Genomic DNA, 16038 nt, shown 5'->3' with positions numbered 1-16038 from the left:
TAATGCAAAGGTAGTTTAATTGTTTTTAGCGATGTGAATCTTGTGTTAATTATAACCACAAAAAAGTCCTATTTTTTAGCTTTTGGTTACGCTTATGGTATAGGTTGCAACAATGTCTTCTTCCATTTTTATATGCACATCATAATCGCCTTTGCGTTTAATATGTGTGGTGAAACTTAGGGACCCATTTTCATTTTTTAGATTATAAATAGGAAAGGTTTTTTCCAACTTTCCAGAATACTGAATTAGCGAAATACTATTGGTGTTCCCGTTTTTTAATGTTTTAATACGAAACGGAATTTCTTCGTTTACCTTAGAAAGCACTTGCATTTCTTTTGGGTGTACAGCAATCATTTTATGTGTAAATGTTTCGCCATAGACTAGCGCAGAAGCAACAAATGGAGAAGCTATTAAAGTGCTATCTAACAACCATTTTTTTTGTAACGGATAATGATTTTGTGCAAATAAAACAGGATCGGTTAAAAAGTAACCATCGTTATAATCTTGTATAAAAAAGGAATCATACATCATATAACCACTAGACCAGGTAGCGTCACATAAATACCATTTGTTGTTTAGTTTTACAGCATTCCAAGAATGGTTTGCAAGTGCAAGGGAGGTAATATTCGCTTCAGTAGATCTGCCGTACCCATTAATAATTTCACATTCTATATGCACTAAAAAGCATAATTCTTTAATTAAATAAGCATAACCAGTACACATGGTTTTTTTGTTTTTCAATAGCTTTTTAAAGGCTGTTTTCTTGTACTTGTTATTCCATTTTAGATATGCTACACTATCGTTTTTGAGTTTTTTTCTTTGCTTAGTTACTTTGCTATCTTGGTTCGCATCTCCTTGAATGTTTTTACAAACCCAAGTATAAATTGCTCTAAATTTTTCCACATCTGTTTTTAAATGCGATGTAAGGTGATGCGCAAGCAGCGGCAGATTTTCTAAACTTTTGCCTTCGTGAAGCATCGCAGTATTATCTGCAATCGTGAAGTCGATGTTTTTAAAATCCGATACTTGCGCAATAGCACTATGTAAAAAGAAAATAGCAATATAAAAGAGGATGTTTTTCATAAAAACTATGGGTTTATTTTCTTTTTGAAGCATACACTTTTTTAGATGCAACCTTTCCCATAAGCACAACTGTAGGCATAGACATATCTATTTGTAAATTAATTTCTGAAGTAGCATTTTGATTGCTAATAACTACTTTTTGTGTTTGGTAACCTAGATAGCTAATTAATAAAACATCGCCTTTTTTTAGTTTTTTAGGAAAGGCAAAATAGCCATCAAAATTGGTAGTCGTTCCAATTGCGGAGTTTTCTAAAATAACATTTGCGGAAGGTAATGCCAAACCGTTTTCGTCTAAAATAGTTCCTTTTACTTCTATTTCTTGTTGTTGGTCTATGGTATTTATTTCGGAAGGATTTCCTGTAGATGCTGCTTTTTTAATTTCTTGTGCTTGTGCAGAAGTCATACTAAAAATAGCTAGACACGCTAATCCAATACCACTTAAAATATTTCTGATTTTACTTTTTTCTGGTTGGTATGAATACGTCGTTAATTGGTTGCTGTTAAATCTTCCGCAGGTATTTTCTATTTCTCTAGTTTTAAAATACGCGATAATTTCTGGAGCATTCATTTTGGTGAAGTCAATGACTTCTTTTTCGCAAGAATCGCAAAAACCTCCTTTTGCAGTTGGTGAAAATTTCTGAAAATCTTCAGAACAAGGGCTTGTAATGTTTACGTGGATTTGATTTTTCATGATATAAGATGTTAATGTTAGTATACATCAAACCTATATATTTTATAAGGATTTTAAAACCGACAATTAGTAAAAGCTACTTTTCAATGCGTGAAGTATCTTTTTCAGAAAGTCTGCTAATCACACAGATTCGCTTTTATACCCAATTGGTTGGCAAGCTTACGTCTTCTTAATGTTACTGTGTTCGGGTTGGTTTTTAAAAACTGAATCGGTAATTCGGTTCCTATTGGAATCGCATCAAAAGTAGTTTGGTGTTCCAAAAAGCATTCACTGGAATATGTTTTACTATGGTGCACGAACTCAAATGCTATTACATAAAGAAATGCTGCTACCTTTTTAGATTTCCCTCCTTGAAAAGTACTTGTGGTATGCGAATAATCATCCACTCTTTTGTTGGTCACTTTTGCAGTGGTATAGCTTCCGTGTTTTTTAGTAAGTGCTTGTTCGTAATAATGCAAGATGCTAGAAGGAAGCACATAGAGCATAAAGCCTGTACTTAGTATAATAAAGGTAAATCCGAAAAGCATAAATCCAAAACCTTCTTCGGTTGCTTTACTTCCTAAAAAAGCAAAAAAACCTCCAACAAGAAGAAAAACCAACCAAATACCAAAAAGCCCTAAATGTTGTTTTAGGGCAAATTGTATAAAGTTTTTTCTGTCGGTAAAAGAGAGTTTCAAAAGGGGCTTGGTTATAGAAAGTTATCCGTGAATGGTTTCACTTTTACCATAACTTTTAATCAGTTCGCCTTCAAAATCCAAAAATTCTTGCCAGCGTTTTTCTACATCGATACCTTCTCCATATTTTCTTGCAAAACCAATAAAAGTGGTGTAATGACCAGCTTCGCTAACCATAAGGTCGTGATAGAACTTGGCTAATTCTTGGTCTTTCATCGTGGTAGATAAAAGCCTAAAACGTTCGCAACTTCTTGCTTCAATCATTGCCGAAAACAAGAGTCTATCTACCAATTGCTGATTTCGGTTTCCGCCTTTCATTATAAATTTAGCCAGCTCATTGACATAGGAGTCTTTTTTTACTGGACCTAAAGTATAACCGCGTTCTTTAATAATATTATGCACCATTTGAAAGTGCTCTAATTCTTCTTGCGCAATGATTAAAAGGTCGGTAACTAAATCTACATGTTGCGGATTTAAAGACACCAATTTAATAGCATTGGTAGCTGCTTTTTGTTCACACCACGCATGATCTACTAAAATATCTTCTAAGTTGGATTCAGCAATATTTACCCAACGAGGATCTGTTTCTAATTTAAGTCCGAGCATATTATTTTGTAGCTTTTATTAATGCATCTATTCCTCCAACTACAGGAATGGAAATATTTGTTTTATTTAAGTCGATAGTGACTTTTGTTCCTGGTTTTGGGTGTAGCGTAAATTCTTTATCACTAGAGAATATCACTAAACCTATTTGTTGTCCGGCAGGAATGATTTGATCGTCTGGTTGTAATTTAAATTTTAAATCGTAGAATGCTCCTGGTTTTAAATCTTCGCTTTCGGATATGGATTTCGAATTTTGCGGATCTGCCCAACCACGAGTAATAATATTATCTGTAATGATTTTGGTGTTTTCTTTCCACGGAAGAGAAACCATCCAAACCGATAAATTTGCAGCAGATTTATTACTAGCAACGCTAATAGTAATTTCACTTTCACCAGAAAGATGTACCTCCGATTTTAATATAGGCGTAACATATAATAATCTGTTTTCCGATTTTAAAGCTTGTGCATGTTCTTTTCCTGAGATATTAAAATCATCCACAAAAGTTTCCGTTTTAGGTTTTGTATTTGGAGCATTAATCGATCCTAGGTTTTTTGCTTGTCCTTTTTGTTTATTCCACGTTAAAGCACCTGTTTTATTTCCGCCTTCTTCCAAATAAAGTGTTACACTTTTAGCTTCCGGATTAGGATACGCTTCATAAGCAGTAGGATTATCTTGTTTGTCATGTTCTCTTACAATCCAAGCTTGGGCATCATTTTCTACACCATTATCAATTCCATGTAAATAATGCGTAAACCAACGATTCATCATCGTCATTGGTGGTGGTCCTCCATGTCCGTTTTGATGGTAATACACTTGGGTGTCTAATCCCATTTTTTTCGCTTTTTGATAAATACGATTACTATGTTCTGGCATCACATTCCAATCATTAAAACCATGCGACATTAATAAAGCCGCTTTCATGTTGGACATCTGATTTAAATAATCACGTCCTTCCCAAAATTTATTATAATCTCCAGTAATTCTGTCCATACCGTTTTTCATTTCGGTATCTCTAACGGTTTTATTGTTATACGGACGTTTACTTTCGTCACCACTATGAATAAAATCATACAACACATCAATATCTTCACCCAAATAACCACCTGGAGAACGCACTAATCCGTTAGATCTATAATAATGATAATAGGAAGTATTTGGAGCAATAGGAATAATAGCCTCTAAACCTTCTACGCCTGTGGTAGCAGCAGCAAGAGGAATGGTTCCGTTATACGAAGTTCCTGTCATACCTACTTTTCCGGTAGACCAAGTCGCTTTCACTTCTTCGTTTCCATCTGGTGTTGTATATCCTTTTGCGCGACCATTTAACCATTCGATAACGGCTTTTGGTGCAAGCGATTCATTTTGTCCGCCAACCGTTGGACTACCTTGTGATAATCCTGTTCCTGGCGAAGACGAATGTACCACGATATAACCACGAGGCACCCATTTTCTAATATGAGAATTTGAAATTATTGGACGTTTTCCTCTTCGTACCACTTCTGGATGTACACGCTCTTTTGCGGTTTCCCCAAGTTCATGTTCTACATCCCACATCACACCAGGAAGATCTGCTGCAACACCTGCAAAATACGGACTAGAAACATAGACCACAGGTAATTTTAAACCTTCAGTATCTGTTTGTTTTGGTCTAGTAACGGCAACGTGCATTCTATCTAAGGTAGTATCTCCGTCTGTGTTAAAGGTAGTTTCTACCCAAAGATCATGACGAATCCATTCTTTATAATCGCTAAAGCCTTCTACTATTTGTGCTTCTCCGTTTTCAAAAACAGGAACCGTTTTTTCTTGTGCAAAACCAATAGTAATTGCTAAAAATAAGAGGGGAAATAATCCCAATGCATGTTGTCTTTTTTTCATAATAACGCTTGTCATAATTTGTTGTACAAGTTAGTTATTTTTTAGGAATAGGGAAGTGGTAGAATGTTAAGGGTTTTTTAAATGTTTTGGGTTAGTAGGTTAGAGAACTAGTAATTATTTTTATACGGTGTTAGGCACTGGCTTATATTGTCTTAGTACTATTAGAATACTTTAATTATAGATTTGTCAAGTTTAAAATTGTCAATAATATAAGATTTAACCTTAGTCTCGTCATTATTTTTATCAATAATGTAATCTAATTTTTTAGAGAATTTTTTGTCTTCTAACAAATTAATAAGTTTTTTTAGATCTGGTTTAATTTCCTTCTGTCGACCATATATTTCTTCGAAACGTAATTTATAAAGTATAGGAGTAAATAAAATTAAATAATCCTTATTTCTCAAGTGATTTAAATTTTTAATTAATATTTCAAGATCTTCTTCTTTTTCATAAAAAAATGGATGCCCAAAAATATTTTTTATTATTTCACGTTTACGAACTTTATACTTTTCATTTAGTAAAAAATATTCATTTAAAATATTTTTATTTGAATTAAAAAGAGCATTTTTTAAACAAATATATTGAATTGGGAAATAACGAAAGTTGGAAAACTTAGATTTTAAATCACTAATAAATGATTTTTTTTTGAAGTTTTCTAAAAATTCCTTAGCAAATGGAATAGGGGTTGAGTTGAAATCTAGACGATTAAATCTAAATTCCTGCATCACATAGATTAATGGATCTTCGAATTTTGTTTCTGTAGAAAATGAATTATAAACATCATCATCTTTATCACTATCATTAAAATTTTCAAATTTTTGACTCTCGTGAATCAATTCTAGATAGAATGAAAGTAAGACTTTATCATTGTTAAATTTGTTTTTATCTAATAAAACAGCAGTGATGCATCTCTTGATTGCTTGTTTCAATAAATCATTTTCAAAATGTTGAGAAAGTAAGAAAAAAGGTGAATTTTGTGGATTCCTGTAGTTTTCATTTTTTCCAGCTTTTGATTCTTTGTCTAAAATCCTATAAATTGAAATTTTAACTATTTCTTCAAATGTTGAAATACTTACGTTCTGTATAGTATTAAAAATTTGTAAAAAGAAGGTTGAAGATTCTTCATTTTCCTTAAGTTGATATTTAATTAATTCGTCAATGATTTCGTTATCTGCCTGGTCCTTATCAATTAAGTTAATTAATAACTCTAAAACGATATGCCAGTAAGGGCTTATAATATACTCTTTTATTAATTTATCTCTTTCAGCTTTTTTGTGTTTCTTTTCTATATTTGAAAATATCCAAAATGCTGTAAAATATTCAAGAAATGTTTTATGGGTAAAATTATTATCAAAATATAAAGATCGCTTTTGTGCATATAATAGAAATTGTTCTGAAAATAAATCTGAAGTAAAATCATCAGCAATCTTGAGTTTTTCTGTTAAACTTTCGGCTACCGTATTTTTTGCTCTTTGATATGTTACTTTCCCATCTTTTTTGCTTAGTTCTTTATATTGCCAATAGGCTAAATCTGCAAAAACAGTATCTTTTCGTTTATAAATGTCATCAGAAATGTTTATTTCCATTCCCTTACTCTGATCCCATTTGTCAACTAAGGTTTTAGTACATGACTGATATATCTCAAGCTTTGACTCTGGGACTTTTAAATTGTTTCTATATAAAATGACTATTAATGAAAGCAATAAAGGATTAGATATTAGTTCACTATCTATCATTTGTCTTTTTAACAAAAAATCATCAATTTCCTTTTTTCTTATTTGCTCATCATCTTCTTCAACTAAATACCAATTTTTAATATATTCTTCTATTTGCTTGTCGTCAAAATTGTTTATGGTTAATTTGAGTAGTTCTTCTTCCTTTAATGCTACGTCATCGTAACCTATTATTCTCGAGGTAACTATTGTTCTTGCATTTTTGTGCTGGGCGATAAAGTTTTCTATATCATTTTTAATTAATAATTTATCATTAAGATCAAAAATTTCATCCAGACCATCGAAAATTACTAGAGTATTCTTTTCTGCTAATATTTTTTGAATATCTTCAAATAAAACATTTGGGAAGCCATATTCAATTTCTAATAAAAAACGCAAATATTTTATTAGCCCTTCATTTTCATCTTTTTTAAACGCATGATATTTTCTCAATTCAATCCTAAAGGGAATATAGTCTTTGATTTTTTTATTGTCAAATAAAAATTTTTCACTTTGAATTAATTTTAAAGAGACAAATTTGGTAAAAATAGATTTTCCACTACCAGGATTTCCAAGTATTATTAAGTTTTTATCAAAATTGAATATTTTAGTTAGGGAAATTTTATTGTTAGAACTAAATGATGGATTTGTTTTCCGCAGAATTTCCAGATTAGATTCATTTGTTGAAAATGTTGGTTGAACAAATAAATCTTCTAGTTTTTTCCTTTTTCCTTTTTTTATACTTAAATCTAATCCTAAGCCCATAAAATTCAATTGGGAATAATTATTTATTAAGCTTGATTTATATTTATCAAAAAAACTTAAAAAGGAAAAGTTGTTTTGAAATTTAGACTCTATTAAGCCTTTTAGTTTTTTGACTTCTTCGAATGATAAAGAAGAAATCTCTAGTACTTCTTCAATTTTTTTATTAATTCCAATACTAATTAAATAAATCTCTTTATTAGATAATATATCGCTGAAATATTCATCCCTATAAAGTTCTTCTCTTAAAAGATTAATAAACTCTAAAATGAAATCGTCTGGTAATGTTTTAATATCAAATTTTTCTTCAATAACTTTTAAATCGACTTTTGAATTCAAAAAGAGTAATTTAATTAGTTCATTAAATACATCAATATGCTTAAAGAAATATTCTATATTCCCTCCTAAAGCATCAGGATGATTTGCTTGTAAAGAAATAGATGCTTTATTGACTTTATCATAAAATCTATCATTGAAAGTTTTTGAAGTAACTTTGGTGTGTAATGAATCAAAACCTTTGTCTAAAAGCTTATTCCCTAACCATGTACTAATTGATATTAATGCTGCTGTTTCGATTATCATAGTTTTTTTTTGCTTGTGCCTAACGTGTGCGTGTATGATTAGTGGCGTGTTTAAGCACCTAATTTAGTAAATAAAAAGCGAATAGAAAATCCGCGAGGATTTTCGTAAGTAGGCTATAACCAAGCAATTAATTATACACGGTGTTGTAAGTAGTGCTTTTTTCATTCAGCTTGGTTTTCCTATGTTTTTTATTTAGTTCAAATGTGAGCGTTGGCAAGACATACTCTTTTGCAATTTTTGGCGTAGCGTTGGCTGTAGCGAATTGCGAATGTGTATGGCTTTTTTAGCGTTGGCTTAATTTATAATTTCTAATATTCTAACGTACTTATCTAATCCTCCAATTTTCACAGTATCTCCTACAGATTTTCCATTTAAAGCCACTCCTAATGGTGTCTTTATATTTATTTTTTGAATTCCATTTGATTTTTCAACTTTAGATACAATTTGGTCAACTAAATGAACTTTCAAATCTTTGTTAATATTCAAATATTTTACTTTCACTTTACTATTGACCGTAATAGTTTCTTTAAATAATGTTGTCTGAATTTCCTCTTTTTTAGTAACAGCTTCTATGGTTTCTTTTAAATCCGTTTTAAGATGTTGAGTAACTTTAGAAAGTTCATTTTCGATTATTGTGATATTATCTGTAAACGCTAATCCTGTTTTTGATTTATCTTCAAAAATTGATGGACTACTGTTTTCGATACTTCTTATAAATTCAACTAGTTTTTTTGTTTCCTTTTGTGGGTTTCTCCACCAATTTGTGCTCCATATTCTATGAAATACAAAACCGTGTCCTTCAAGAATCTTTTGTCTGTGACTATCGTGTAAATATGCTTCTTGACTAGAATGATAAGAAGCTCCATCGCATTCTATTGCTATTTTTGGAAGTCCAATATGTTTTGTGTCGTAAACCATATCAATTCTAAATCCTGCAAACTGAAGTTGAGGAATTATATTTTTTTCGTCAAAATGTTTGGTTAGAGCTTCATAAACTTCCTCCTCAAATGGTGATTCAAGGTCTTCATTTAAGTTGTCGATTGTAGTGCTTTTTGTAGAATTTTCTGCTAGTGTATTTAAGACAGAAATTCTTGCTTCGTTGTCTTGTTCACTAACAGCTTTTGAGTATGCTAAATAGGCATATAAAGCTCCTCTTCGGTTGTTTGAACCTTCATTGATTAAATGCTCTTTATAATTTAAAAATACATCTTCTGGAATGGAAGAACATACATATACTTTGTATTTCGCTCTTGTTACAATAACATTTAAAAGTTTGTATCCTTTTTGATGATTTATTGAACCAAATCTTTGAGCAAATTTACCTTCCTTGTTAATACCATAAGTAGTTGAGAGGATTATGACATCTCTTTCATCTCCTTGAATGTTCTCTAAATTTTTTACAAAAAATCCGTTTTCTTCGAGTTCAACTATTTTGTCATTAAAATCTCTATATTTTTCAAATTTTCTTCTTTCATTAATTTTACCTAAAATTAGGTTTCTTTGATTGATGTTGAAAGTTGCTACTCCAACTGTTGGATATTCTCCGTTTGGAAGTCTTGAAATATTGTTATCAATAATCGACAGAATTGTTTCAGCTTCTGCGTCATTGGAAGTGTCAGAATATGTGCCATTTACGGGAACATAATTTATTGGAATGTAATCAAAACTGTTTGGAAGTGGTTTTAACCTTTGATTATAAAAGGCATAATTAGAATAATCAATTAGGTAAGGGTGTCTTGAGCGATAATGAAAGTCTAAATGTTTTTTCTCAAAACCTAATTCGGATGCAAAATCAAGAAGTGATTCACAATCTGAAAGTGAATTGCTTATATCGTTTTTAATTTTATCTATTTCGTCTTCAAATTCATCTTCATCATCAATCAAACCGTCAAATACTTTGCTGAAATAATTTGAAGGTGGCATTTGGTGTTCATCTCCTGCAATGATAATTTGTTTCCCTTTTAAAAGTGCTGGTAAATTATCTTCTAATTTTAATTGACTTGCTTCATCAAACATAACAATATCAAAATATTGATTTTTGCCTTTAAACAGATTACTTGCTACGTCTGGTGTTGTTAGAATTATTGGAAAAAAAGTTGTAAATAAATCCATATCCAACCTTATTATTTCTCGTAAGGATAAGCGTTTATGTCTTTTACCTGCTCGTTTGTTGTATAGATTTTCGACAGCTAAATTTGAATTCTTATTGTCAAAATCTCTAGTTGCATCTATTTGTTTTGAGAACCAATATTCTCTAATATATTTAATCTGTTCTTTTTCAAGTTCAGACAAAGATTTTCCTAATTCAATATGGTCGTTATCATTTGTTGGTAAATCTGTATTCGCCGAATTTACAAGCATAGAATTAAGATAGAATATTAAAAATGTTTTTCTCCAATTTGTTTTTTCCTTTAATTGGTCAATGATTAGTTTATTATCTGGTGATAATGAATTGTAGAATTGAAACCACTTAAATTCAATTGAAAAAAGGTCTTCTTCATTTGCAAAAAAATGTTCTTTTGAATCTAATAAAGTCTGAATTTGAGAACTTAACACGTTGTGAGAATCTCCATTCACTTCTTTGTTAGTCCAATTTTGGTCTTCTATTTTTGTTTTTAAATTACTGAAATTTGTTTTTATTGTTTGTAGTAGTTCTGTGTCAAATTCCTTTTCAGTTGATTTAAGTAAGTTTAAGAATTTGTACTCATTTTCTATTTTTGATTGAAACTCTTTGTCAATTCTCTCCGTAATTAACTTGTAATTTTTGAGAATATCTTGATTTTCTTTAATTGATTTAGAAAAATTAATACTTTCAAAGTCTTTGCTATTATTAGTTTTTAATGAATAATCTTCAAAAAGTGTATTTATTGTTTGTTGGTCAGTAAGTGTAGTTTTCTTTTCTTTTGAGAAGATAGAAATAGTTTTAAATAAAAATCCATTTGTTTTTTCTTCATCAAAAAAGTCGTTGTTTGTTTTGTGTTTCGTTAGGATATTTAGGATAGAATTATCAACATCACTTATTGAAGTTTTTTGCAATTTAAATTGTTCATTTCTAATTTTATAATATTCTACCTCATAGCTTGAAATGTCATCTAAAATTATTTTCAACTCTTTCTTATAGATTGAAAAATCTTCTTCAATCTGTTGTTCTATAATAAATGGATTGTCTCCAACTAATTTTGCAGAATTGATAAAAGAAAGGTTTAAATGAGGTTTAAACTCGTCATGTAAATTTTGTCCTTTCCTAATTAATTCTAATAACTGATTTAGTTCAGATGATTCATAACTAAATGTATCTTTTACTAAATCAAGATTGTATTCTTCTGAATTGTCCTTTAATTCTGATAATAGTGAGCCGACAATATGAGTCCAATTTTTATTACCGACTAAATTGGCTCCTAATTTTTTGTGTTTCTTATTTATTGAATCAATTAAGTTTCTTGACTTTTCAATTATGTTGTCTAAAGTTTCTTTGGAATGAGTATATCTATATCTGCGATATGAGGAATTATCAACTCTATCTCTTACAGAATCAACTGCGACTCTTCTGTCTTTAACAATATCTTTTAAAAGTACACATTGATAATTAAGACCCTTTTCATTTAGGGCATTGTGCAACACTTCTAAAGCTGTGCGTTTTTCACAGACAACAATTGTCTTTTTTTGATTCTCTAGTGCATTTACTAAAATCGCTGTAAGCGATTGACTTTTTCCTGTTCCTGGTGGTCCTTGAATTAAAATGTTTCGAGAAGCTTTTAAAGAATGTAAAATCCCTTGTTGTGATGGGTCAGTTTCGACTGATGATATTGGTTGAAACGTATGTTCTTCCATATCCTCAAGGTCAATTGTAGCACCTTTTAATTCTAGTAAATTCGAATAATCGTGAATAATATTTTGCTTCTGAACCTCAAAAATTGAAAAAAGTCCGCCAAAGTCTATAAATGAATTATTAGATGTTAATGGTAACTTTTCGTAATGCTTTTTTTCTGGAATAGATTTTATTTGATTCAGTTTTTTCTCAAATGTTTCACGAAGGTCATCTGGAATTGAACTGTTTATTGATTCTATGATATTTACACAAATATCTAAAAGCTCACTTTTATCAATTAAGCCATCATCTAAAAAATCTGTTGAAATTTGGTTAATCTCAATTTTGGAATCATTTTGTAAATGATTTATTAGAACCTCGTTTATATAAATTGGGTCGTCTTCTGTTCGCAGTATTTCCCAAGTATTAAATTCTTTTGTTCTTCTTATTCTTAATGACCAAATTAAAATAGGTGCAACTGTTAATTTGTTATCTGATTGGTCACGTCTTACAAGTATTGGAAAACCAAAACCGAATGTATTTATCCCTTTTTCTGATTCGATTGCATCTGTTTGATTGATAAGATTTTCAAAAGACTTTGTAATTTTTACTAATTGCGTTTGGTCATCTTCAAAAAGCGAATTCAAATCGGGAACATTATCTTTCCAACTAATTTTAAATTTTAAAGGTAATTCGGTTAATAATGCATTAATAAAATTTGTGGGAAGGTTTTCGTCAATGTGAGATAATCGTGTTAGGTCAAACTTGTACCTTGAACGAGCTGGAATTGCATTTAAATGTACTCCTCTTCGGCTACCAACTTTTAGTCGGTTTTGTAATTCAATCAGTAGCTTTTCCGTTATCTCCATATTTTTTTGGTTGATTTTCAGAGGTTCAAAATACGCACTTTTTTTTAATTCAGATTATGGTTTTCCTCACTTGGTTGAGCGTTGGCAAAAAAAACAGTTCTTTTAATTTTTTTAGCGTTGGCATTTCGCGTTGGCAAAAAAATAAATGTGCTGTTTGTGGGTTGGCTTTTTTAGTTCAAATGTTCAATTTTAGCTCGATTTCCGCATTACTTACAACGTGTTATATACTTACTTTTATTAATCCTATCCCTATAATAAATCAGGTTATACTAAGTTTAGGTTTACACGTCTAACAAACCTACAATTTTTCCTACGTATATGAAATACGTAGTTCTACGTATATTTATTTTGTAAAACCAAGTTACAACCCTCTATTTATTAAACCTTACGGTTTTCCGTAACGGTAAATAAAAGGCATAAAAAAAGCCCCTAAAAAGGAGGCTTTTTTTATATAAATATATTGTTGCTTTCGTTATTCTTTGATCACTCGATGTGTAGTGGTTTGATCTCCTATTTTTATCTCTACCAAATACACGCCTGCAATACAACGAGACAGGTCTATTTTACCAGCGAAGCTATTTTGGTTTTTATTATAGATTACTTGTCCCAAAAGGGTATACACTTGTATGGAAGTTATTTTTTTAGTAGCTTCAATATGTACCATATTATTCGTAGGATTAGGGAAAAGCTTAACCAGGCTCTTCGTTTCGAATTCTGGATTGGATAATAATGGCGTTATATCATATACCAATACTTGACCAGAACCTGTTCCGTTAGCACTGCTTCCCCAAACACCACATGCAACGGTTGTGCCATCACCAGAAAGCGCAACTCCTCTTCCTAGGTACTGTCCTGTGTTTTCTCCATCGATATCATTTCCAATTTGCTCCCAAGAACCTACATTATTTTTATATAGACGAACATGTCCGGAACTGCTTCCGTTACCATCATTGGCATAAGCACCAATAGCAACCAAATCTCCATTCGCACTTAAGTCTAATGAAAATCCTGAAAAATCAATTCTAGCTTCTCCATCAATATCATTACCAATTTGCGTCCATGTGCCATTTATATTTTCTAAAATTCTAACATGGCCGGAGTGTAATCCGTTTCCACCATTTTCATGTGCGCCTATTGCTACTATATTTCCATTAGAAGATAAGGAAATAGCAAATCCTGAAGAATCTCCTGTGTTTTCTCCAAGAATGTCTGCGCCTACTTGCATCCAAGAACCGTTATTGTTTTCATATACACGAACGATACCTGCATCATTTCCGGGAGCACCAATTGCTACAAATGCACCATTTGACGATAAGGAAACGCTTCTTCCAAACTCTTGCTCTGTGTCTGTACCATCGATATCATTTCCTATTTGAACCCATGCATTATTAATATTCTCATAGATACGAGCGTGTCCAGAATTGTAGCCATTTTGACTATTCTTAAAATCACCAACAGCCAAGATATTGCCATTAGAAGATAAGGAAATAGTACCTCCAAAGTGGTCGCCATAAGCCTGCTCTCCATAAATATCATCGCCAATTTGTGTCCAAATGCCATTGGTATTTTGATAAACTCTTGCCAATCCTAACGGATAAAAAGTACTGTTGCCAGCACCAATTGCTAGAATGGAACCATTTGCGGATAAGGATGTGCTATATCCTATTCCTGCGTAAGGCTGCATACCGTTAATAGCTGTACCCACTTGCATCCACGTATTATCTATATTTTCAAATACGCGTACATGACCAGCATAATAACCATTCGTGTCATTTTCAGGTGCGCCTAATGCGATAATTTTTCCGTTAGAAGAAAACGATATGGTTCTACGTCTTCCTAATCTGTCGCCTTCACTTTCGCCATTTATAGGGTCTCCTATTTGTGTCTGACTATAACAAAATAAGGGTATAAGAATAAAAGCGAAACAAAAGAATGGTACTATGGATTTCATAAAGAAGGCGTTTTAATTTGTTATGGATATTTTTTTGGTTGTGTTCAAAATTCGCGAGGGTTTTGGTAAGTAGGAGCGTACTAGCAAAGCATTATACCTTTTGATTTAGTACGTTTTATTGTTTTTCGTTAGTCTTAAATATTTGTTTTTTCCGAATGTGATGAAATATAAAGGATATAAAAACCCGATTGCTAGTATCCAAATTAAAAAGGACAAGTTCATATTTAGCGCATATTTTCCAAGATAATACACTAATGAGATTCCTAGTAATGCTGGGAAAATCCAAGTGCCATATTTAAAACCACGCAACTTTAAAGATGTTGTTTCGTTTTCAGAGACAATCCATTCTATTTTCGGACTTCGGCACCAATCTATTTTAGCATGTATTTCGTGTTTTCCAGATGCAACCATAAATTCTTTTGTTTCCCCGTCGTCTATTGTACCAGCTACTTCTCCGTCTATATAAATCCCAATGGTGCGGGCTTTATTATTCCATTCCGAATTTCTTTCTATTCTAATTGTATGCATGGGTTTCCGTTTTGTATGCGAGGGTTTCCGATAGGAAAATGAGAGGTAACAAATTTAATTTTTATGCTGTGTTTCGTTTTTTAAAAAGCGTTAGCAATCAAAAAGATGATTATAATTGGGATGGCAAAAACCAAAAGCGGTAAGAATAAATTTAGAATGGATTTTCCAATTGATAATTTTTGAACTTCCGAAACGCCAACTACACATAAAACGATCATCCATATCCCTAAAATGATTCCTAAAATCATAGATCCATAAACAAGAATATTTGGAATAAGTCCGGCACTGGTAATATCTCCATCGGATTTAAATATTTCGTTGCCATAAATTCCAATTTGAGGAACAAGTAGTAATAACGATATTGCTGCTGGTGTCATTGCGTATGCAAGTATTCGTAAAATGGAGGTAGTATCTCCTTTTCCTCCTAACCATTGGCCTGTCCAACTAAGTAATGCCGCATAAATATAATAGGAAATCCAGCCTAAAAGTCCGCCTAGTATAATACTCAAGCTTAAAATTCCCCATATAGACATGGTATCGCCCATATCTTTCATAGATGCTCTGTCAAATGCTCTTGAAATTCCTGCAAGTACTAAGAGTAATTTTACATATTTATCATAATGGTTGTCATTTATAAATTGGAAAACTTCTCTAGGCTTCGTCCATATTTTTGAAAATATTTCTTTATCCGTTAGATTTTTACTGTTATGTATATTGTCTATTTGGTTATCCATGTCATTAATTTTTGGGTGTAATATGCATTGATGTAAATGGTTTCTGATAATGAAGCGCAATCTGTTATATACTTAATGTTACTAATCCTTTGCTTTAAATTAATAATAGTAAGTTGATGTTTGCATGCTTAACAAACTTACAATTTTTCTGAAACTAAAAAAGAT

Annotated in this window: 10 protein-coding genes; all 10 read right to left on the bottom strand. The window is 31.5% G+C overall.

Annotated elements, in window-relative coordinates; all coding sequences use genetic code 11:
* Positions 1-75: 75 nt before the first annotated feature.
* The 10 genes from FG167_RS01220 to FG167_RS01175 all read right to left on the bottom strand — a co-directional run bounded on the left by FG167_RS01220 (position 76) and on the right by FG167_RS01175 (position 15873).
* On the bottom strand, positions 76-1083 hold the full coding sequence (locus FG167_RS01220) for a transglutaminase domain-containing protein (RefSeq protein WP_203459681.1): 1008 nt from the start codon (positions 1081-1083) through the stop codon (positions 76-78).
* A 13-nt stretch (positions 1084-1096) separates the two neighbouring features.
* Positions 1097-1774: a carboxypeptidase-like regulatory domain-containing protein gene (locus FG167_RS01215; RefSeq protein WP_203459680.1), complete on the bottom strand. Its 678-nt coding sequence runs from the start codon at positions 1772-1774 to the stop codon at positions 1097-1099.
* 116 nt (positions 1775-1890) lie between these two features.
* Positions 1891-2451, bottom strand: coding sequence for a hypothetical protein (locus FG167_RS01210; protein ID WP_203459679.1), 561 nt, complete (start codon positions 2449-2451; stop codon positions 1891-1893).
* A gap of 21 nt (positions 2452-2472) precedes the next feature.
* The gene (locus tag FG167_RS01205) at positions 2473-3054 is read right to left on the bottom strand and encodes a tRNA-(ms[2]io[6]A)-hydroxylase (RefSeq protein WP_203459678.1); all 582 of its coding nucleotides are present in this window, start codon (positions 3052-3054) and stop codon (positions 2473-2475) included.
* Between the two features lies 1 nt (position 3055).
* Positions 3056-4927 carry a Xaa-Pro dipeptidyl-peptidase gene (locus tag FG167_RS01200; RefSeq protein WP_203459677.1) on the bottom strand — a complete coding sequence of 624 codons (1872 nt, stop codon included), beginning with the start codon at positions 4925-4927 and terminating at the stop codon, positions 3056-3058.
* 161 nt (positions 4928-5088) lie between these two features.
* Positions 5089-7983 carry an NACHT domain-containing NTPase gene (locus tag FG167_RS01195; RefSeq protein WP_203459676.1) on the bottom strand — a complete coding sequence of 965 codons (2895 nt, stop codon included), beginning with the start codon at positions 7981-7983 and terminating at the stop codon, positions 5089-5091.
* A 294-nt stretch (positions 7984-8277) separates the two neighbouring features.
* Positions 8278-12660 (bottom strand): AAA domain-containing protein, encoded by a 4383-nt coding sequence (locus FG167_RS01190; RefSeq protein ID WP_203459675.1) that lies wholly within the window; start codon positions 12658-12660, stop codon positions 8278-8280.
* A 472-nt stretch (positions 12661-13132) separates the two neighbouring features.
* On the bottom strand, positions 13133-14611 hold the full coding sequence (locus FG167_RS01185; RefSeq protein WP_203459674.1) for a T9SS type A sorting domain-containing protein: 1479 nt from the start codon (positions 14609-14611) through the stop codon (positions 13133-13135).
* A gap of 105 nt (positions 14612-14716) precedes the next feature.
* Entirely contained in the window at positions 14717-15139 is a 423-nt protein-coding gene (locus FG167_RS01180; RefSeq protein WP_203459673.1) for a hypothetical protein, read from the bottom strand.
* 80 nt (positions 15140-15219) lie between these two features.
* Entirely contained in the window at positions 15220-15873 is a 654-nt protein-coding gene (locus tag FG167_RS01175; RefSeq protein ID WP_203459672.1) for a Yip1 family protein, read from the bottom strand.
* Positions 15874-16038: the final 165 nt, after the last annotated feature.

Origin of the sequence: Lacinutrix sp. WUR7, assembly GCF_016864015.1 — a bacterium.
Lineage (GTDB): Bacteria > Bacteroidota > Bacteroidia > Flavobacteriales > Flavobacteriaceae > Oceanihabitans.
This window is presented reverse-complemented; position numbering and strand designations above follow the sequence as displayed.